This window comes from Arthrobacter tecti (assembly GCF_054511355.1).
On record NZ_JBTNCT010000006.1, the window covers coordinates 143,857 to 163,409 of the forward strand.

Genomic DNA, 19,553 nt, shown 5'->3' on the forward strand with positions numbered 1-19,553 from the left:
GGGTCCTTCTAGTACGCGAGGGCGGTGTCGAGCGAGTGCAGGATGCGGTCGATATCCGGCAGGTAGTGTTCCTCGGTTCGCGCGGTGGGATAGGGCAGGTGGAAACCGCCGACGCGCAGCACCGGCGCCTCCAGCGAAAGGAAGGCGCGTTCGGTGATACGGGAGGCAATCTCGCCGCCGATCCCGCCGAACGTCGGTGCCTCATGAATGATCAGGAGCCTGCCGGTCTTCTGGACCGACGCCGTCACCGTGTCGAAGTCGATGGGTGAGATGGACCGGAGATCAATGACTTCCACGCTCGTGCCGTCCTCTGCTGCCGCGTCGGCAGCTGCGAGGGCAACCGGTACCAGGGGGCCGTAGGCGACCACAGTGGCATCGGTGCCTTCCCGGAGCACCTGGGCTTCGAACGGGGAGGAAGGTACAGCACTCAGATCAACCTCCCCCTTCTGCCAGTAGCGGCGCTTGGGTTCGAAGACGATCACCGGGTCCGTGCAATCGACGGCCTGCTGGATCATCCAGTAGGCGTCATGCGCGTTGGACGGCGTGATGATCCTGAGCCCGGCAGTATGCGCGAACAAGGCCTCGGGTGACTCGGAGTGGTGTTCGATGCTTCCAATCCCCCCGCCGTAAGGGATGCGGATCACCACGGGCGCGGTCAGTTGCCCGTCGCTGCGCGCATGAATCTTGGCCAGCTGGGTGGTGATCTGGTTGAACGCGGGGAACACGAAACCGTCGAACTGGATCTCGCACACCGGCCGGTACCCGCGCAGCGCCAGGCCGATCGCGGTGCCGACAATGCCAGATTCCGCCAGGGGGGTATCCACCACGCGGTCGGAGCCGAATTGCGCCTTCAAGCCCTCGGTGACGCGATAGACGCCGCCAAGGTCACCGATGTCCTCGCCCATGAGTAGCGCTGTGGGATGGGTGGTCAGCGCGGCGCGCAGTCCCTCGTTGAGGGCTTTGGCAATGGTCATTGTGGGCATCAGCTCAGCCCCTCCTCGCGGGCGAACCCGGCCTCATAGTCCTTCCAGGCCTGGAGTTCCTCCTGGATGAGGGGATGCGCCTCGGCGTAGGTGGTCGCGAAACGGTGTTCGAGTCCGGGCGCCTCCATGGCCAGCACCTCCGCGCGCAGTTCCTTGGCGAGGACGGCGGCTTCCTGCTCCAGATCCGCAAAGAAATCATCGCCAGTTCCCGTAGCGCGCAGGCGCCGTTCCACCCGGACCAGTGGATCGCGCGGCACCCATTGCTCCTCGTCGGCAGGCAGGCGGTACTTGGTGGGGTCATCAGCCGTGGTGTGCGCGCTCATCCGGTAGGTGAACGCTTCGATGAGCGTGGGCCCGGCGCCGTTGCGTGCGCGCTCAAGGGCCCAGCGCGTGACTGCCTGCACAGCCAGCACGTCATTGCCGTCAACGCGGATTCCGGGAAAGCCGTAGCCGCGCGCCCGGTGGGCAAGGGGCACCCTCGACTGCACTTCAGTGGGCACCGAGATGGCCCAGTGGTTGTTCTGGCAGAAGAAGACAACCGGCGCGTTGAACGAGGCGGCGAAGACCATCGACTCGTGAACGTCGCCCTCAGAGCTGGCGCCGTCGCCGAAGTAGGCAACCGTGGCAGCCTTCGGGAGAGCAGGGTCAGCCGCCTGATCGCGTTGCATGCCCATTGCGTAGCCCACCGCGTGCAGTGACTGGGCAGCGAGGACCAACGTGTAGAGGTGAAAGTTGGAGTCCTTTGGGTTCCAGCCACCGTTGGTGATTCCCCGGAAGAGCTTCAACAGGTCAGCGGGTGCAACACCGCGCGCAACTGCCACAGCGTGTTCGCGGTAGGTGGGGAAGACATAGTCCTGCGGCAGCATGGCGTATGCGGACCCGACCTGCGCCGCCTCCTGCCCCCGCAGCTGGACCCACAGTGCCAGCTCGCCCTGGCGCTGGAGTGCCGTAGCCTCCTGGTCGAACCGGCGGATCAGGTACATGTCACGGTAGAGCGTTTCGAGCTCGCCCCCTGGGGGCGCGTAGTCGCTGTAGGGGCCGCCGACCTTCAGGTCCCCGTCAGGTGAGAGGAACTGCACCATTCCGGCCGGATCACGCGCCAGATCCGGTGGGTGGTGGGCGTCGAACTGCTCCTCGGCGTCAAACTCGGCCGCTGGAAGGCCCGATGTTGCCATACTTTGTTCCTTGCCGGTCATATTCCATGAGGCGTATATTTACCCGGCTTTCATGCGCTGAAGCGCATGCGCCGTCCTCTTAGACTAACGACGACGGCGCTCCCTACCCATTTATGAAGTGCTAGGAAACTCCCGGACCCTTTGTGTAGGTTGCACAAAGGGCGAGGAAGCGGGAGTTGGCTTCGGCTTCTCCGATGCTGACGCGGATCCCTTCCGTGCTGAACGCCCGGACGGAAAGCGCCTGCTGCTCGGCGAGCGTAGCGAATTCAGGCGTGTTCTCGCCGAGGGAGAGCCAGATGAAGTTGCCCTCGGCCTCGGGTATGGACCAGCCAAGTTCCCGTAACCCGTCCACAACCCGGGTCCGTTCATCGACGATTGACTGGACCCGGTCCCGTACCTCGTCGATATGGCGGAGCGAGGTCACGGCCGCGTGTTCAGCGACCTGCGAAACGGCGAAAGGTGTTGCGCTCACGCGAAGGTGCTGGGTCAGGGCCGGCTGCGAAATGGAGTAGCCCACCCTCAGCCCTGCAAGGCCATGGGCCTTGGAGAAGGTCCGGAGCACAATGACGTTGGGGTAGTCGCGGTAGAGCTGGAGACCCTCGACCGCTTCCGGGTTCCGGACGAATTCCAGGTACGCCTCGTCCAGGATCACAACTACGTGGTTTGGGACCCGTGCCAGGAAGTCCCGCACCTGGCGTTCCGTCAGGGCCGGGCCAGTTGGGTTGTTCGGCGTGCACAGCAGGATGACCCTGGTCCGGTCCGTGATTGCGGCGGCCATGCCGTCAAGGTCGTGGGTAGCGTCAGGACGCAACGGCACCTGGACGCTTTTCGCGCCTGCGAGCCCGACGCAGATGGGGTAGGCCTCGAAGGACCGCCAGGGATAGATGACCTCGTCCGGAGCCTCGAAGTCATTCTGTCCTGCAAATGCTGCGAGCACCTGGTTAAGGGCTCCAAGACTGCCTGCTCCGGTCACGATGTCCTCGGCGGGGACCCCCAGGAAGTCAGCGAGTTCACTTCGCAACGTGGTTGTCATCGGATCCGGGTAGCGGTTGATTGCGGTCTGCTGTGCGATCGCTTCAAGAACTGCAGGCAACGGCGGGAGTGGGTTCTCGTTCGATGAGAGCTTGTAGCTCTCCAGGCCCTCGATGACCACCGGAGGTTTTCCGGCGGCGTAACGGGGAAGACGGCCAAGAACGCTGCGGGGGTGGATGCTGGTGCCCTGTTCCGCAGCTGCGTCGATGTGGTTTTCAGGTGCGCTCATGTTCTCAAGCGTACTGGGCGAAAGTCCCGCGCCCAGCGCAGCGAGGTGAAGGGAGCCCAGGTAGCGCGTACTGGGCGAGGGGGCTGTGATTGAGTACGCGCTGTGGGCCGTGCCGGTCATGATTGTTGTGATGGAACCTCCGGCTGCCGAAGACCACACACTCCGATTTCAGGCGACAACTTTGAGCACAAACGAAAAGCTGGATGATCTCCCTACGGAGGGGTAGTTCGCATGCTCCTCCATCTAGTGAGCACACAGAGCGTCGAGCCGCTACACCTCGCACTCGGAAAGAATCGCGAAGAACTTCTCGCCGAAATGGAGGGCGTTACCATTACTTTCGGCCATCCAGAAACTTCTCCCACGGCCGCTGACAGACGAATAAGCCAGCGCGAAGTTCTTCGCACAACCACGTCGCTCACACCAGGACTAGAATAGCCCCGCCGGCGTGAACCGGCGGGGCTATGTCTTCTCTCTCCAGGCGCAGAGCACGGCCCGACGCCAGGCGGAACAAGTTGACTCGTTCCGCCTTCGTCGTCCCCGCAATTTTGAAAAGGTCTAGCTTCTTTCTCTGCGATGCATGCGCAAGGCTTCGATGAACGCGGCAACCACGATCACGATTGAACCGATGGCAGTCATATATCCAAAACCTGGGTCATCGGACTCAAAGGCTCTCAGTGAGAGCACGGCCATGATTCCTGCCGCAAGTCCAGTGAATAGTCCCACCATGAAGCTCTTTGAACCGGCCCTAGTGGTCGTGGTCCCCGGAACGTACTTTATCTCGCTCATCATTCCTTCTTTCCTAGATCACCGGGCCGCAGGTGCGACAAACGCCCGCTCCCTGGCGTGCGCAGCAAGTGCGCAACGCTGGGCCGCAGGCGGATACGACGCACGCTACACACAGGAGACCGAAGGATCCGACACACCCTGCCAAACACGCCGCGCAGCCGACGCCCGTGAAGACGCATCCAGCAGCATCCGAGGTGTCGCAACTACCAGCTAAGTACATCCGGGAAGCTGAGCCGCATCCTCCGCATGGGTCTGCTGAAGTCGTTGCTGCACCGGAAATCCCTGCTGGAACCGGCTCAGACCGGATACCGTCGAAGCTTTCTTCTAGGGTCTTGAAATGCCCGTCCTCAGAACCAAACTCGAACAACGTAGCGCTGGTGAGATACGGACTCGGATGATCGTTCTGCTGGAAGTGCAGGTAGGTTTCAGATTGTGGGAAGGCAACAATCGTGTTCGTTGTCGTCCCTGCATTGGGCACCTGCACTTCGCGCTGAACGATGGCATACACCTGCCCAGGTACCTCAACCCCGTCGATCTTTGTGGTTCCCTCACCTGAGTGCTGCAACAGAACAGCTCCCTCCGCCATTCCCTTTGGTGTGGGGATGGTTTTGCCTGTCCGGAGGCTATTCAGGGTCTCTTTGTCGAGAATGTTGGTTACATCCGACACGGAGAGCATTCGCTTCATTCGCGGGGCCAAGGTGGTCGCCTGAACGTTATGTAACTTCGCGCCCTTCGGAAGCCCGGACGCTGCTGCGGGGCTGGCGCCCGTCAGGGACCCGGTTGAAAAAACTGCCGCAGCGGCAGCAATTCCGGCACCGAGCTGGAGGAAGCCTTTGCGGGATACAAGCTTTGGGGCTTTGTGCTGCCGGACGGATGGCTGCACCTCACCTTTCCGCTCGATCCCTAGTGCTTGGAGCACCTTCGCCGAATCTTTGACGCCTAGTTCCCGGACGAGCATTGGGGCCATGCCCCAGCCTGTCCAAGCTCGTACTTCCCCGTTTCTTTCCCGGATGAGGGTGGGCTCCCACGGTGCGTCCTTTCCTAGGGCTTGGGTCCTCCATGCAGATACCAGAGGATCGTTGAGACTGAGTGTCTGCAACTGACCGCCTGAAGCCTCTGAAACGATCGCCGAAATCCTCTTGCAGGTACCGCAGTTGGCATCGAATCCGAGGACTAGACGATCGGCTGAATCTGACCCGGTTGAGATGGATTGCGACTTTACTTCACTCATGTATTTCTCCCGTTATGTGATTGTCGCCTCGTTGTCAGTCCAACAAAGGCCCGTCCTCGATGTCAACCTGGCGTTGAGGATCTACCTCGAATTTTGCGACGCGACCTGTCTCGTCCGAAGTTACGTACGTCCTAGTCAGAGAAGCTTCATCTGGAGCAGATGTACACACCCAGCTCGGTCGCTTCAGCGCTGATATCAGACGAAAATCGCAACGGGGATGACCTTCACTACGGGCCCTGGGACAGTGAGGTTGGTGACAGGTCAACCTACTCCTCGACGGATCCGGACTTGTCGGCGGACTGCAGCTCTCGGAGTTGCGTAAGCGCAAGCACTTTCAACGATTAAGAATCTTGTTGCGGTTGAGGATGGAAAGTCATCCATCACCCTTCAGCGCGCACCGGGGATACACGGAGCCCCAGGGAGCACGTACTGGCCGAGGGACCCGCAGTGAGCGGGTGTGTCAGCATTGGTGCATGTTGAAGTTCATTGTCAGGGTCCTGATCAACGCTCTCGCTCTGTGGGTTGCGGCGTGGCTGTTGCCCGGAATCGAGCTCGGTTCGGAAGCTGCGACCGAAGCCTCGGGGAACGACACCGTTGGCAGCATCCTGTCCTACCTGTTCGTGGGGCTGGTGTTCGGCCTCGTCAACGCGCTGGTCCGGCCAATCGTTTCGCTGCTCTCGCTCCCCTTGACGACCCTCACGCTGGGCTTGTTCACCATCGTTATCAACGCGGGGATGCTCATGCTCACCTCCTGGCTGACCACCTTCACCCCGATCGGCTTCACGGTGGACGACTTCTTCTGGACGGCGATCCTCGGTGCGATCATCATCAGTCTGGTGTCGCTCGTTGCCGGTGCGGTCACGGGTAGCAACAAGCGCTAACGCTTCGCATCCCGAGCCTCCTGGCCCCCAAGCTTGCGTACCTCCGTGCTGCGTCGCGACGGCGGCGCGGGGAGCAGGGATGGTCTGGTCACCGAAAAAACGTGCCGTTTGGCCGTCGAACCAACGACGGCGGCGCCCAGTGCGGCAGTAATCGGTGCTATTGACGGGTGTGCGCTGTCATCGACAGCGCGGGCTCCAGCCTCGTAGCTCCGCAATTTGTGTGCCGGGCCCAGCCCGAAATCCTCCCCAGGGAGCAGGAATACTGGGTTATCCTGCACCACCGTGACCTGATTACGGGCGTCGGCCTTCGGTTGCATGTCAGCCCACGGCACAGCGTCGAGCTGGTGCTTCAGGTGAAGGTAGTTTGTACTCTCCGGAGCTGCCTCATCGTCAGTCGGTGATCCCGCGGTGATGACCGTACTCACCGAATATTTCTCCTGCACGGGTCCGCTGTTTGCCAGGTTCATGGCGTGCATTCCGCCCTGGCTGTAGCCGACCAGGACGACGTTCGCGCCCTCAGGCGCGCCCGCCTCTTCAAGCCCGCGGGCAACGGCGTCGTTCACGTAGAGACTGTCCGCCTGTTCAGCCTCCGGGACGCCGAAAGCGCTGAAGGTATCGGCCCATCCCAAGCCTTCCGTGCCCTGAAGCACCACCACATAGGTAAGTCCGTTCTCCCCTTCCACCTCAAGCACCTCGAACGCCGAACCGGGCTCACCTTCCACTTGGGAAACTCGCGCAAGCAACCCTTCGACGGTCCCCCTGAGCGGGATCTCCGAGGTCCCGGTCTTCTGAACGCGCAACGGAGACGAAAGGAACGGCAAGCCGCTGACTGAGTCGCTGAGGTTCTCAATCGGGGCGAAAGCGGCGAATCTGAGATGCACTTCCAGTTCCGCCATTGCGTAGCCAACCCTGCTAAGACGGATTCTGTCGGCGGTTTCGTGCAGCTCTGCTTCGGCTGCCTGCACGCTGGCCTGCACAACATAAACTGAATCGAGTGCGCGAGATCCGGCTGCGTAGACCTTCACTCCGGCCGGACCCGACTGCAGCCTCGTAACGCCCCCGGCCATCCATCCGACGCCATCCATCACCTCCCGCATGCGCTCAGCTGCATTCTGAATGACCTGTACGCCCCTATCCAGTTCCTCCCACTGGAAGCGAATGCCTCCGGCTCCGCCAACAACCCGTGCAATTGCGTCTTGATCCGGCCGGGTGACAACCGGCAGAAGGTCATCGCTCATTGCCCCGCCGCCATCGTCACTTCCGCTGCCTGCAAAGCCGAGGAATATGCCTCGAGATAGACCGCAGCCTCGCGCATTCGGGTGGCGGCGTCGGCAACCGCCTGGATACGCTCACCGAGATACTCCTTGAACTTCCGCCCTGCAGGCGATTCCCATTCAATGTCCTGCGCCCCGCACAGACGCGTGTGGACCTCCTCAAGGGTTTCTGCCTGAACCCTAAGGTGTCCTGCATACTCAGCAGCCACCTCACTGGACGCGGCCCCGAACGAAAGTGCCGGCGTCGTACTTTGAAACATGCTCCTGCCCCCTCTGATCCGCATCTAGCCTCTTCGAAAACGCTAGGCCTGCGAGAAGGACGACGACGGCGCCGCGTGCGGTATGTGCGTAAGTCGCCCGGAATTGGTGGCTGTGGAGGAGTTGTCATCCAAGCAGGGGAGGCGCGCGGGTCATGGAAGAATTGGTTCCATGCCTTCCACTGACTCCTCCCGGGTAAGCCTTGCGTCCGTCTCGATCCATCAGGGTGATAGCCAGGTTCCCATCGCACTGGGTCCCCTCGATGGCAGGTACCGCCCGGCCGCCGCGCCGCTCGTTGACTACCTCTCCGAAGCAGCTCTCAACCGCGACCGTGTGCACGTGGAAGTGGAGTGGCTCATTCACCTGACCCGTAACTCAGTGCTCCCGGGGACGAACGCACTGACCAGCGAGCAGGAAAGCGACCTGCGGGAGATCGTCACCTCCTTCGACGGCACCGCAGTGAGTGAACTCGCGGAGATTGAGCGAGTGACAGTCCACGACGTCAAGGCCGTGGAGTACTTCATCGGAAGCCGTCTTGAGGGCCTCGGCATCGCGCACCTCAAGCCGCTCGTCCATTTTGGCTGCACCTCGGAGGACATCAACAATCTCTCCTACGCGCTCGGCGTGAAAGGTGCGGTGGAGGAAGTGTGGCTGCCGGCGGCGTCGTCGCTCGTGGAGCAAGTGAAGGCGATGGCAGAGGAATCGCGGTCGATTCCCATGCTGTCCCGCACCCATGGGCAGCCGGCCACGCCCACCACCCTCGGCAAGGAGCTCGCCGTCGTCGCACACCGGTTGGGCCGCCAGCTCGAGCGGATCCGCAGAACCGAGTACCTGGGCAAGATCAATGGCGCAACGGGCACTTACGCAGCGCATGTGGCATCAGTGCCCGGCGCCGATTGGGAAAGTGTCGCCCGGCAGTTCGTTGAAGGCCTGGGCCTCACGTGGAACCCGCTTACCACGCAGATCGAATCGCACGACTGGCAGGCCGAGCTGTACGCCGACGTTGCCCGGTTCAACCGAATCCTGCACAATTTCTGCACTGACGTGTGGAGCTACATTTCCATCGGTTACTTCGCGCAGGTGCCGGTCGCCGGCGCCACCGGTTCCTCAACCATGCCGCACAAGGTAAACCCGATCCGCTTCGAGAACGCGGAAGCCAACCTGGAAATCTCCTGCTCGCTGCTGGACGTCCTCGCCTCCACTCTCGTCACCTCACGCTGGCAGCGGGACCTCACCGATTCCTCCTCGCAGCGGAACATCGGCGTCGCCTTCGGTCACTCCCTGCTCGCTATCTCCAATGCGGCAAAGGGCCTTGAGCGCCTCGACGTTGCCGACGCCGTCCTCGCCGCCGACCTTGATACCAACTGGGAAGTCCTCGGCGAAGCGATCCAGATGGTCATGCGCGCCGAAGCGATCGCCGGAACCCCAGGCATGGAAGACCCCTACGAGCGCCTGAAGGACCTCACCCGCGGCCACCGGGTGGATGCCAACCGGATGCGCGAGTTCGTCCTCGAACTCGGGCTCTCCCCCGAGGCCCAGGAGCGGCTGCTCGCACTCACCCCGGGCAGCTATATCGGCATCGCGGACAATCTGGTGAACCACCTGCGCTGATCCGCCCACCACACACAGAGATAGGATCGCCCGATGGCAGGCGTGTTGATCGGCTTTGCCATCGTGGGCGCGGTAATTTTCGTTGGGTATGTCGCCGGGCGGCTTGAACTTGCCGGCCGGGATGCGGCAAATGTGCTCAGCCGCACGGCCTTCTTCATCACCAACCCGGCGCTGCTCTTCACCATCCTGGCCCAAGCGGACCTCGCGGTGGTGTTCTCCGCCTACGCACCCGTTGCGCTCCTGGGTTCGGTTGCGTCGGCGTTGCTGTACGTGCTGCTGAGCAGGATCTGGTTCCGCCGAAGGGCCGCGGAGACAGCGGTTGGTGCCATGACCGGCTCCTACGTGAACGCCAATAACATCGGCATCCCGATCGCCCTCTACGCTCTCGGCGACGCGACGGCGGTGGCCCCGGTCCTGCTGGTGCAACTGCTGATCCTGACTCCCTTCTACCTGGGGTTCCTCGACCTCAGTTCCGGCGGCAAGGCCTCCTTCAAGCGGATTATCACCCAGCCTGTGCGGAACCCGATCATCATCGCCTCCGTCCTGGGCGTACTGGTGGCATGGACCGGCCTTGAGATCCCGGACGCCGTGTTTGAGCCGCTAGTGCTCCTCGGCGGAGCGGCCGTTCCCCTGGTATTGCTGGCCTTCGGTATGTCCCTGCGCGGGAGCCGCCCGCTCGGAGCACGCGAGTACCGGGCGGAGGTTATTGTCGCCACCCTGATCAAGACGGCGGCGATGCCGTTGATCACCTACTTCCTCGCCCGATTCGCATTCGGGCTCGAGAACGAACTCCTCTTCGCCGCTGTGGTGATGTCCGCGCTACCGACAGCGCAGAACACCTTCCTCTTCGCGAGCCGGTACAACCGCGGCATACCGATCGCACGCGACGTGATCGTGCTGACCTCCGCCCTCGCGGTGCCAAGCCTGATCGTGGTGACAGCTCTCCTAGCGTGAGGCGAGCGCCGTCGTCGTGCGCTGGTGGCTGTCCCAGCGCCGTAAGCCGGCCAGGGCGATGCTCCCATGGTCAGGCGGCAGGATTTCGACAGCCCGCGCGAGTTGATCCGGACTCAAGCCGCGCGCAAGCGTGAGGTGCGGGATCCAGCGCCCGGGCACACAGTTTTCAGCGATCTTCGGGACGTCGGCGAGCGCCTCGTGCACCTTGCGGTGCACCTCGAGCAGGGCAACGCCGACGACGACGGCGCGCGCCAGCACCAGCCCCCGCCCAGTGCGGAACACCATCAGGCCGGCAGTGTGCGCGGTGATGGGTAGTGCTTCAGCGAGACCCGCGAATTCGGCATCTTCATCGCCCGGTACTGTGGGCGCGGCGAGAAGCGTGATGTGTGGGCGATTGGAAGACGCCGTATGCCGCGCCTGCGACGGAAGCCCGGCGTCCAGCAGCTCGGCCCAATCGCGGCGGATCAAGTCCTCCGCCTCGACATTCAGCAGCAGTTCGACACTATCCATGCCTAGCGCGGGTGCTGGCGATAGTCACCGATTCCGATGGATCCGTCCTCCTCGACCGAACCGGTACGAGGATCAAACTGGGGTCGCTGATAGGCCAGTTCGCCGCCACTTCGGCCGCCGAAGGGGCGACCGTGATCAGCGTACTCTTCACGGAAGTAGGCAAGGCACCAGTCGCCGAGGTGTACTCGTGCCCCGGTCCGCAAAATGGTGGGACCGTTTGCACTGACACTTCCCGTCACCGGTCCGTGCGGAATAAGGACGTATTCGTCGTCGTCGTTGTGTTCCACAGTTGCGTGAAGCGGGAGCAGCCCCGGCAGGACGAGGTTGGATTCCGGGGCACTCCCGATGACGGTGCTGCGCTCGTCCAGATTTACCTCCCTGGGAATCTGTCCGTTGTAGCTGTCAGAGTTCTGGACGAAGATCAGCCGCGGGCGCCCACTGCCCGGTACAGCATGCGTGGTGGTGATCTGCCGCCTGATCCTCCGGTTGACGGTTGGAACCAGCGGAAACGGAGTGGACGGCGGCAACAGCGGTGCCCGGTTGGACCTGCCGCGCGACCGGATCAGCGGTGCCAATGCCGCGAGTGAGCCGGTGCGGATGTGCGGTGACCGGGTCATCAGGCGCTGCGCCATGGAGGTCTCGACTTTGCCAAGACTGACGATGGTGCCGCCCGGGCCGTCCACCGTCACGGTGAGCCCGAGACCCGCGAGCCTGGCCGCCAGATCGCGGACGCCGTCCAGCGAACCGACTCCGCCAAACGCGGCGACGGAAGGATCCTCGCAGGAGATAACGACCTCGGTGCCCGCCGCCTTCACGGTTCCGCTCCGAGTTTGTGGCGCGCCGCCGTCGTCGAACTGGTCCGTTACGGAGAAAGTGAGGTCGACGTCCAACCGGGCCTGGCGTGGCACGCTTCAGTCCCGGTGGGTGTCTGAACCGGGGGCATCGTTGTCGCTGGTGGTCACGCGCAACGTTCCGTTCAGTTTCCAAGTGGCGCGGGGCGCGTCGGGCCCGATGTCACGTGGCACTTCGACAGTCATGTCGATGAAGCTGTAATTGACGGCCGCGCCCTTGCCAGTCAGATAGGACCACATCTCTTCGGCGAGGTCGGCCCAGTCGCGGATGCTGTGGTTGTTATCGAGAGGGGCGTTTTCAGGCATGGAAATTCCTTCATCCAAATGCTGCGTCCGGTGCCCTCTACCCACCGAACATGACACACCCGAGCCTAACCGCTACTCCTGGTGAAATGAACCCATTCGAGCAGCCCCGTCAGCGCAGCCAGTGTCTGGCCTCGGCGGCCAGCTCCTTCCGACGGTCGTCGTCCATCCGGTCCAGCAACTGCACGCTCAGGCGCGTCCGGGGGTTACGGGCAAGCACTTCCCGGTAATCCGCGACGAACTGCCAGTACAGCGCGTCCCACGTGAACTGCCAGTCCCCCTGCCGCAGGTCACTCATCTTTCGTAGGTAGTTGCTGCCGCTGACGTAGGGCTTGGTGGTGATGGCGTTGCCGACGGCGAACTGGCTCATAGCGTAGACGTTCGGGACCATGACCCAGTCGTACGCGTCGATGAACATCGTCATGAACCACTCGTAACCGTCATCGGGATGGATTCGCAGGAGGCTCAACGCGTTCCCGAGGACCATGAGCCGCTCTATGTGGTGGGCATAGGCGCTCTGGAGGATGCGTTGGATGACTGTGTCGACGGGCTCCAGACCCGTAGTGCCGGTGTACCAGGAGTCGTCCAGAGACCTTCGCATGCCCAGGTGGTTTCCGCTACGGAACCGCCTGCCGTGGAGCGCGTAGGACGCCCGCATATACTCCCGCCACCCAATGATCTGCCGGATGAAGCCCTCAACGCTCGCGATGGGCGTGCGGTGCCGCGCCGCGAAATCGAGGGCCAGTTCGACGACGTCGGCCGGCTTGAGGAGACCGGTATTGAGACTTGAACTGAGAGCAGAGTGGAAGAGGTACGAGTGGGCGGAGGAGATGGCGTCCTCGTAAGGGCCGAAGAGCTCGAACCGTTCGGAGAGGAAGGCTTCGAGGGCACCGGAAGCCGCTTCGTGCGTCGTTGGCCAGTTGAAGCCGTCGGCTGAGCCCGGGTTGTCCGGGAACTCCTTGCTTACCCACTCCCGGGCGAGGCGGACGTCGTCGTCATTGTTGAAGGAGGGAAGCCCGGGCACCATGAGCTTCTTCGGTAACTTCTTGCGGTTCTCGGTGTCGAAGCTCCAGCGGCCGCCGGTGGGTCCGCCGTCGGGCTCTATCAGGATGCCAAGGCGCTTGCGTTGCCACTCGTAGAAATTCTGCATGCGCCAGTTGTTGTTGGCGAAATACCGGTGAAGCTCAGGCTCACTGCAGATGAACGCCGGGCTTTCGGCGACGGTGGTGTTGATGCCCAGCTGACCGAGCGTATTGGTGAGGCGCTGTTGAAGCCAGTCGTCGACGACATCATAGTAGGAGCACGCGGTGATGTTCAGGCGCTTCAGCACCTCGCCAAGCTGCTCCTCGGTGGGTTGGGGTGGACTGGTCTCGATGTACTCGACCTCGTGGCCTGCGTTCTGCAGGCGCCGGGCGAAGGCTTTCATGCTCGCCCGGTGAAGGATCAGTTTCTGGACGTGGAACCTGTATTGGCGAAAGAAGAGGTCATCCTCCACAAGAACGTAGCGCGTTGAATCCGGCGCGCGCAGGTGCTCTTCAAAGAGCTGGTGCGGGAAGATCAGCCGAACGTGCATGTGCTCAGGGTAATACCGGTGGCTGTCGGGGGTGGCTGCAAGACTAGGCTCATGGCATTTGACCGGTTTCCCATTCGACGTTTGGAGGAGAAGCGTGAGCAGCCGCTGAAGCGTGATGCCTGGCCGGCCACCCTGCCGCCGGTCGCGCAGCTCCTCGATGAGGGCCTGGAGCTTGGTCCCGCCACAGTATTCGTGGGTGAGAACGGGTCTGGGAAGTCCACGCTGATTGAGGCGATTGCGGGCGCTTACGGGCTTTCGCTCGAAGGCGGTTCCACCGGTGCCATGCACAGGACGCGGGCGTCCGAGTCTGCGTTGAGCGATCATCTTCAGCTGATCCGGAACGCCGGTACAACCCGCCGCGGGTACTTCCTCCGGGCCGAGACCATGCACGGATTCTTCACGTACCTGGAGAAGAATCGAGGGCTGCCGTCGGGCCGCGAGGACGTTCCCTTCCATGAGATGTCCCACGGCGAGTCCTTCCTCGAACTCGCGGTGGACCGGTTTCGCGGTGCCGGCCTGTGGGTCCTTGATGAGCCGGAGTCCGCGCTGTCGTTTTCGGGTTGCCTGGCTTTGTCCGGGGTGCTCAAACAGCTCCTCGCGGACGGGAAGTCGCAGGTCCTCCTCTCGACGCACTCCCCGCTACTCGCTGCGCTGCCGGGAGCGCGCATCCTCGAAGTCGGTGAGTGGGGGCTGCGGGAGCGCGACTGGGAAGACCTGGACCTCGTGCACAACTGGCGTGAATTCCTCAAGGCGCCCCAGAGATACCTGCGGCATGTCTAGGTGCACAGATCCATTTCGTGCAGGTTTTATGTTCCGGAACGACTAAATCCCGGCGTGTCTTGACCGACACGCCGGGATTCAATGCCATTCCTGCTAGAAATCGTATGCCAAGCGGTGCCTACTTGCGGAGTGTCTCCGATTCCGTGGCCGCTTCGGATCCCTTTGCCGCGCCGTCGTCGTGCGTCTCGTCGTCTTGCGTCTGTTGTCCGCCGCCGCTTCGATGACGCTTGATCACCTTCGCGACGAGCGGCCAGCACAGCACCAGCACGATGATGACGTAAGTGCCGACAGCGATCGGTTCGGTGAATAGTCCTGACCAGTCGCCGGCACTGAGTTGGAGCGAAGTGCGCAGCTCCTCCTCAATGCGGGGGCCGAGTATGAGGCCAAGAATGAGAGGAAGAACGGGTAGCCCATACCGCCGCATCGCGAATCCAAGAATTCCCAGCACCAGCAGAAGGACCAAGTCAAAAGCCTGCCGGTTCACTGCATAAGTACCGAGCACCGCGAAGAAGATAATCCCGGCGTAGAGGTACGGCCGCGGCAGCTGAAGTAGGCGCGCCCACGCCGGAGCCAGCGGGAGATTGATCAGCAGTAGGAGCGTGTTGCCGATGAAGAGACTGGCAATAAGCGCCCACACCAGCTGCGGCTCGCTGTCAAACAGCAATGGGCCAGGCTGGATGCCGTACTGGACGAATGCCGCCAGCATCACTGCGGCTGTCGCGTTGGTCGGCAGGCCGAGCGCGAGCATCGGCGTCATGGTTCCGGCGGCTGAGGCGTTATTGGCGGCTTCAGGCCCGGCCACCCCTTCGATCGCACCATGTCCGAATTCTTCCGGATGCTTCGAAAGTTTCTTCTCTGTTACGTAGGAGAGGAAGGTCGGGACCTCCGCGCCGCCGGCGGGAAGCGCACCGAAAGGGAATCCATATGCCGTACCGCGTAGCCACGGCTTCCAGGATCTCTTCCAGTCCTGCTTGCCCATCCATGGTCTTCCCACGGGGATAGTCTCTACAGGCTTTCGACGGAGGTGTGCGGCGATCCACAGCGCTTCGCCCACGGCAAAGATGGCAACTGCTACAACAACGATATCCAGTCCGTCCACCAGCAGTGGTTGGCCGAAGATCAGCCGCTGCTGACCGGTGACTGAATCGATCCCCACGTCACACCCCGGCAACCGTGCCGGGCCGTTATCGCCGTCCCGATACCATCCCTGCCTTTCTGGAAGCCTTTGACCATGCCGTCAAACCGGGCCCCGCACCCCGGACCAGGAGCGATACCAAACGTCGGCATGACACGAAGGTCGGCATAATCGCTTTCGACGCTCAAGATGTGAACGGGAACGCCCTGGATGGCGGCGAACATCCATTTCTGTTCCTTATTTTTTCACGGAACGGGCCTCGGTCCAGCCTGTGGCGATATCGGTGAAAATTCAGGGTGAAGCGGAACCGCCCTTGGCGTTGCCGCCGTCGGGGCCAACCAGGTCGATCTTCACGAAGCTCGGCCGGTGATCGTCCCACTTTGCCCAGGTCCGCACCGGGATCGAGTCCTTCAGCAATGTCTCGGGCGTGGTGTGGGACCGCACCCTCGCGGGTCCCGTTTTGCCCGGTCACCCTCGAGCCGGCGGTCCGTGGTGGCCGGGGAAAACTACAGCATCAACTCCGCAGTCGCGTCGTCATCATCGGTCTCCCCGTGCGGGCGTATCCGCAGCACCATGTCCGGAAGCGCCGCGGCCAACAGCCGCCCACACGAGGTGCCTTGCACGGCCCAGCAGAACCGCAGGGCCGTGGTCTCTCCTCTCCTCCCGGTTAGTAGGCTGGTGGCCGCGTCGGCCGCCCTACCGCTACGCGGGCATCTTTGATGAGTCCACGCGCCCCCTTCCATAAGGAACCTCAAGCTGATTACGATGAGCGTGGTACCAGGCTAGTGAAGTAACAGGGGTAATAACTCACCGAAGCGAGGACAGAGAATGAGAATTGCATTAAGAAGGACGCTGGCAATTATGGCAGCATCGTTGGCTGCTGGCATGATTCTGATACCTGCCTCACCGGCGAGCGCTGCTACTTTAAGTGGCTCGTACTTCAACGCCGTGACAGGCAAGTATGAGGGAGGTTACTCGTATATCGACTGCCGAGGGTGTCCAGATGACGGTGCGGTAATCGTATCGAATGTCAGCAACGGCTACCCCGTCAGGGTGCGACTGTACGCCGATGGGCACACCTACCTCAGTACGTACCTTTCGGACGGCTATAGCGGTAAGTGGCACGCTGGCTATCCGCCGGCTGGGGCGAAGGTCCGCTTGGAACTCTGCACTGTGAACTCGAGCTACCAAGTAGTCGGGTACTGCACCAACCGCTGGACAACCAACAGCACTTACTGACAAATTTTCGAATTAGTCAGGCGCGTGAGTGGCCGTCTTTGCACTAGGCGCGGCTTGTCACGTGTTTGTTGGCACGCACCTTGGCTGGCCGCCTCCTTGTGATGCACTCCGGAACCTAAAAAGGTCGTGAACTGCTTCCAGCCCTTGGCGAACGGTGCCCTCCCAAAAGTGGCTTAGTCTGTTCGTACTGCTTCGGAGTCGTCCCGGGTGACCGACCTGCGTGAGCGTCTCGAGTACTACCGCAGCGCCTACCGTGGGCTGGAAACCCTCCAGGACACCGCTGAGCAGTCAGATGTTAATCGGGTGTTCGGCGGTAGCACGCAGGCAGAACGGCTTCCCAAGGGCTTGAGCCAGGAAACCCTCAAGCTCGTTGAAAAAGCGCTCTCCGGCTGTGACCGAGACGTCTCTGCCGCTGACCTCGCCGCCCAGCTGGGTATTTCCCGGGTAAGCGCGCGTAGATATTTGGAGTACCTGTCCGACACGGGCCGTGCAGAAGTCACGCTGCGTTATGGAGAAGTGGGTAGGCCGGAACGGCGGTACACCAAGGCCTGAACCGGCTTCATTCCGTTCAGGTATGGCGGCCGTGAAGCGTGAATCCCCGGCGTGTCTTGACCGACACGCCGGGGATCAGCTTCAAACCTGCGGGGAATGGCAACTCAGACGCTTGCCCGTTCGGCCAGGATGACGTCGATCTGGCCCATGGCCTCCCGCATACCCTCCTCCATGCCCATGTCGACCATCTGCTGCAGTTGATCGGCGCTTTCGAAACGGGATGCGACGGTCATCCGGGTGCGGCCGGCGTCCAGTTCTTCCAGGGTAACGACGGCGTGGGTCTCCCCCATCTCCTCCGCCTTGGAGCCGTCTTCGTTGGCGAAACCGTCGTCGAACTCCAGGCGGTGCGGAGCTTCCACGGTGGTGAATTCCCACCAACCGCGGCTCTTCTCACCGTCGGGGCCGGTCATGTAGTAGCTGGCCGAGCCTCCGGGGCGGAGTTCGTGCTTCTCGAATGTGGCAGGCCAGGTGGGCGGGCCCCACCAACGCTCAAGCTGGCGCGGATCCTCCCAGACCTGCCAGACGCGTTCGACGCCGGCATCAAACTCCGCGACGAGGGTGAGGCTGAGCGCCTCGATATCCTTTTCCGTACTGATGACTGCCATGATGCTGCCTTCCTTATTAGGCGAAACCGCTACTTCTCAGCGAGGATGTCGGCGATCCGGTCTACGCGCTGCCGCCAGATCTTCTCGTATTCGTCAAGCAGACGCCGGGCCTTTCGCACTGCGTCAAGATTGGCCCGCACAATCTGCTCCCTTCCACGCTTCTCCTTGCTGACCAGGGAAGCGCGCTCCAGCACAGCCACATGCTTCTGCACTGCTGCGAAACTCATGGCGTAGTGGGCGGCCAGGGCCGAGACCGAATGTTCGCCGGTGATGGCGCGGGCGACTATGTCCCGCCGCGTTGCATCCGCCAGTGCGTGGAACAACCGGTCAACGTCGGAATCTGAAAGCTTATCTACAACCATTTGGTTGTAGATTATTCCTGTTCGGCGGTGGCGTCAAGAGGTTCCTACAGGACGGTATAGCGCGTCTGCACCGCTCCGCCCTTGAACGACTTCATCTCGGCAAGCTGTAGCCGGATATCCGCAGGCAGAGCGCCAAACAGCGGTTTTCCTTCGCCGATCAGCACCGGGACGCGGGTGAGCGTGAGTGAACGGATCAGGCCGGCCGCGAGGAAGCTGCGAACCGTTCTGCCGCCGTCGACGTAGACGCTGCGGGCGCCGTCGTCGTCAAGCCTGGCAACCGCCTCCTCCAGGGAGCGGACGATATGAACGCGTGAGTCATCGGTCTGCAAACGGGTGCTGAGGACAAGCACGGGAGTGTCACCATAGAACCACTCGCCCATGGAAAGGACGATTTCGTAGGTACTCCTGCCCATGACCATGTGATCAACGGACCGCATGAACTCCGTGAAGCCGGACTTGTCGGGGTCATCCGCATCCCCCGCGGTGCCGCCGGTGAGCCAGTCGAGATCATCATCCGCGCGGGCAATCATGCCGTCAACGCTCATGCCGATGAAAACGTGTCCCGCCCACTGCCGATCGCTCATGGAAGCATCGTAGACCTGGCGTCAACCGCGCAACAGGTGCCTACTCCCCGCCAGCCCGCACCCCTTCGCGCACCACGAGGTCCACGATCGCGAGGACGTCGTTGAGATCCTCCTCGGTCTGGCGCTCGGAGCTGGCGCCCTCGAAAAACGCGGCGTCATAGTAGAGACCATCCCCCATGAGTTTGATGGCGCGGGCAACCCGCCGGCTCCCGAGGTGTGCTTCCAGCGCATCGAGCCATTGCACCTGGATCAGCGTAAAGCTGGCCTGGGCCTTCGGGTGCCCCTGCTGGGCGAGCCGCGCCATGGCAACGAGCGCCCGGTCCAGCGGACTGTTCTCATACATCGACGTGCGCACATAAAACCGGGCCGGGCCCTCCGGGTCCGCAATCATCAGCTCGCGGTCCCGTGCGGCAAGGGCTTCCAACCGCTCGGCCAGCCCATCCACCAGCGCCTCCTTGGACGGGAAGTGGTACAGCAACCCGCCCTTGGAAACATCGGCAGCAGCAGCAACCGCCTCCATGGTGGCTCCTCGCTCACCATCCCTGATGAGGATGTCTTCGTAACTGTCGAGGATCCGTTCACGGGCACTGGCCATGAGGTTCATCATACTGAAGCTTAGCGGCTTTACTGTACCGGCTGGACGGT

The 19,553-nt window shown here is 62.3% G+C and carries 19 protein-coding genes and 2 pseudogenes; 5 read left to right on the plus strand and 16 right to left on the minus strand.

Annotation, left to right across the window (positions count from 1 at the left end):
• Nucleotides 1-8: 8 nt before the first annotated feature.
• The 4 genes from ACX80C_RS09565 to ACX80C_RS09580 all read right to left on the minus strand — a co-directional run bounded on the left by ACX80C_RS09565 (nt 9) and on the right by ACX80C_RS09580 (nt 4,208).
• Nucleotides 9-983, minus strand: coding sequence for an alpha-ketoacid dehydrogenase subunit beta (locus ACX80C_RS09565; RefSeq protein ID WP_459326237.1), 975 nt, complete (start codon nt 981-983; stop codon nt 9-11).
• Nucleotides 983-2,158, minus strand: a complete 1,176-nt coding sequence (locus ACX80C_RS09570) for a thiamine pyrophosphate-dependent dehydrogenase E1 component subunit alpha (protein ID WP_459326238.1) — start codon at nt 2,156-2,158, stop codon at nt 983-985. Before ACX80C_RS09570 ends, ACX80C_RS09565 begins: the two co-directional genes overlap by 1 nt.
• 121 nt (nt 2,159-2,279) lie before the next feature.
• Nucleotides 2,280-3,419, minus strand: a complete 1,140-nt coding sequence (locus ACX80C_RS09575) for a histidinol-phosphate transaminase (RefSeq protein WP_459326239.1) — start codon at nt 3,417-3,419, stop codon at nt 2,280-2,282.
• A gap of 555 nt (nt 3,420-3,974) precedes the next feature.
• The gene (locus tag ACX80C_RS09580) at nt 3,975-4,208 is read right to left on the minus strand and encodes a hypothetical protein (RefSeq protein WP_459326240.1); all 234 of its coding nucleotides are present in this window, start codon (nt 4,206-4,208) and stop codon (nt 3,975-3,977) included.
• 1,701 nt (nt 4,209-5,909) lie between these two features.
• On the opposite strand from ACX80C_RS09580, the gene ACX80C_RS09585 reads away from it, so the two are divergent.
• Nucleotides 5,910-6,317: a phage holin family protein gene (locus ACX80C_RS09585; protein WP_459326241.1), complete on the plus strand. Its 408-nt coding sequence runs from the start codon at nt 5,910-5,912 to the stop codon at nt 6,315-6,317.
• On the opposite strand, the gene ACX80C_RS09590 is transcribed toward ACX80C_RS09585, so the two are convergent.
• A complete protein-coding gene (locus ACX80C_RS09590; protein WP_459326242.1) occupies nt 6,314-7,555 on the minus strand; it encodes a PGAP1-like alpha/beta domain-containing protein in 1,242 nt (413 codons plus the stop codon). The genes ACX80C_RS09585 and ACX80C_RS09590 overlap by 4 nt on opposite strands.
• Nucleotides 7,552-7,851, minus strand: a complete 300-nt coding sequence (locus ACX80C_RS09595) for a hypothetical protein (RefSeq protein ID WP_459326243.1) — start codon at nt 7,849-7,851, stop codon at nt 7,552-7,554. The genes ACX80C_RS09590 and ACX80C_RS09595 overlap by 4 nt, the downstream gene beginning before the upstream one ends.
• Nucleotides 7,852-8,020: 169 nt before the next feature.
• Here ACX80C_RS09595 and purB point away from each other — a divergent pair, with 169 nt between their 5' ends.
• Nucleotides 8,021-9,460 carry an adenylosuccinate lyase gene (purB, locus tag ACX80C_RS09600; RefSeq protein WP_459326244.1) on the plus strand — a complete coding sequence of 480 codons (1,440 nt, stop codon included), beginning with the start codon at nt 8,021-8,023 and terminating at the stop codon, nt 9,458-9,460.
• Between the two features lie 33 nt (nt 9,461-9,493).
• Entirely contained in the window at nt 9,494-10,414 is a 921-nt protein-coding gene (locus ACX80C_RS09605) for an AEC family transporter (RefSeq protein ID WP_459326245.1), read from the plus strand.
• Here ACX80C_RS09605 and ACX80C_RS09610 read toward each other — a convergent pair.
• The 4 genes from ACX80C_RS09610 to ACX80C_RS09625 all read right to left on the minus strand — a co-directional run bounded on the left by ACX80C_RS09610 (nt 10,406) and on the right by ACX80C_RS09625 (nt 13,651).
• Nucleotides 10,406-10,924 carry a 2'-5' RNA ligase family protein gene (locus ACX80C_RS09610; RefSeq protein WP_459326246.1) on the minus strand — a complete coding sequence of 173 codons (519 nt, stop codon included), beginning with the start codon at nt 10,922-10,924 and terminating at the stop codon, nt 10,406-10,408. The genes ACX80C_RS09605 and ACX80C_RS09610 overlap by 9 nt on opposite strands.
• Nucleotides 10,925-10,926: 2 nt before the next feature.
• Nucleotides 10,927-11,832: an FHA domain-containing protein gene (locus ACX80C_RS09615; RefSeq protein WP_459326247.1), complete on the minus strand. Its 906-nt coding sequence runs from the start codon at nt 11,830-11,832 to the stop codon at nt 10,927-10,929.
• Between the two features lie 3 nt (nt 11,833-11,835).
• The gene (locus ACX80C_RS09620) at nt 11,836-12,081 is read right to left on the minus strand and encodes a hypothetical protein (protein ID WP_459326248.1); all 246 of its coding nucleotides are present in this window, start codon (nt 12,079-12,081) and stop codon (nt 11,836-11,838) included.
• Between the two features lie 109 nt (nt 12,082-12,190).
• The gene (locus tag ACX80C_RS09625; protein ID WP_459326249.1) at nt 12,191-13,651 is read right to left on the minus strand and encodes a cryptochrome/photolyase family protein; all 1,461 of its coding nucleotides are present in this window, start codon (nt 13,649-13,651) and stop codon (nt 12,191-12,193) included.
• 51 nt (nt 13,652-13,702) lie between these two features.
• On the opposite strand from ACX80C_RS09625, the gene ACX80C_RS09630 reads away from it, so the two are divergent.
• Nucleotides 13,703-14,431, plus strand: a complete 729-nt coding sequence (locus ACX80C_RS09630; RefSeq protein ID WP_459326250.1) for an AAA family ATPase — start codon at nt 13,703-13,705, stop codon at nt 14,429-14,431.
• Between the two features lie 118 nt (nt 14,432-14,549).
• On the opposite strand, the pseudogene ACX80C_RS09635 reads toward ACX80C_RS09630, so the two are convergent.
• Together ACX80C_RS09635 and ACX80C_RS09640 are read right to left on the minus strand one after the other, a co-directional pair.
• Nucleotides 14,550-15,587, minus strand: a pseudogene (locus tag ACX80C_RS09635) (tripartite tricarboxylate transporter permease); the annotation flags it as partial.
• 270 nt (nt 15,588-15,857) lie between these two features.
• A complete protein-coding gene (locus tag ACX80C_RS09640) occupies nt 15,858-16,010 on the minus strand; it encodes a hypothetical protein (protein ID WP_459326251.1) in 153 nt (50 codons plus the stop codon).
• Between the two features lie 1,005 nt (nt 16,011-17,015).
• Here ACX80C_RS09640 and ACX80C_RS09645 point away from each other — a divergent pair.
• Nucleotides 17,016-17,357 (plus strand): annotated as a pseudogene (locus tag ACX80C_RS09645) (HTH domain-containing protein); the annotation flags it as partial.
• A gap of 104 nt (nt 17,358-17,461) precedes the next feature.
• Here ACX80C_RS09645 and ACX80C_RS09650 read toward each other — a convergent pair.
• Genes ACX80C_RS09650 through ACX80C_RS09665 form a run of 4 tightly spaced genes read right to left on the minus strand, consistent with a single transcriptional unit; the run spans nt 17,462 to nt 19,503 of the window.
• Nucleotides 17,462-17,962, minus strand: coding sequence for an SRPBCC family protein (locus ACX80C_RS09650; protein ID WP_459326252.1), 501 nt, complete (start codon nt 17,960-17,962; stop codon nt 17,462-17,464).
• Nucleotides 17,963-17,991: 29 nt separating this feature from the next.
• Complete coding sequence (locus ACX80C_RS09655; protein WP_459326253.1) at nt 17,992-18,324, minus strand: ArsR/SmtB family transcription factor; 333 nt, start codon at nt 18,322-18,324, stop codon at nt 17,992-17,994.
• 44 nt (nt 18,325-18,368) lie between these two features.
• The gene (locus tag ACX80C_RS09660) at nt 18,369-18,908 is read right to left on the minus strand and encodes a dihydrofolate reductase family protein (protein WP_459326254.1); all 540 of its coding nucleotides are present in this window, start codon (nt 18,906-18,908) and stop codon (nt 18,369-18,371) included.
• A 40-nt stretch (nt 18,909-18,948) separates the two neighbouring features.
• Nucleotides 18,949-19,503 carry a TetR/AcrR family transcriptional regulator gene (locus ACX80C_RS09665; protein WP_459326255.1) on the minus strand — a complete coding sequence of 185 codons (555 nt, stop codon included), beginning with the start codon at nt 19,501-19,503 and terminating at the stop codon, nt 18,949-18,951.
• Between the last annotated feature and the right edge of the window lie 50 nt (nt 19,504-19,553).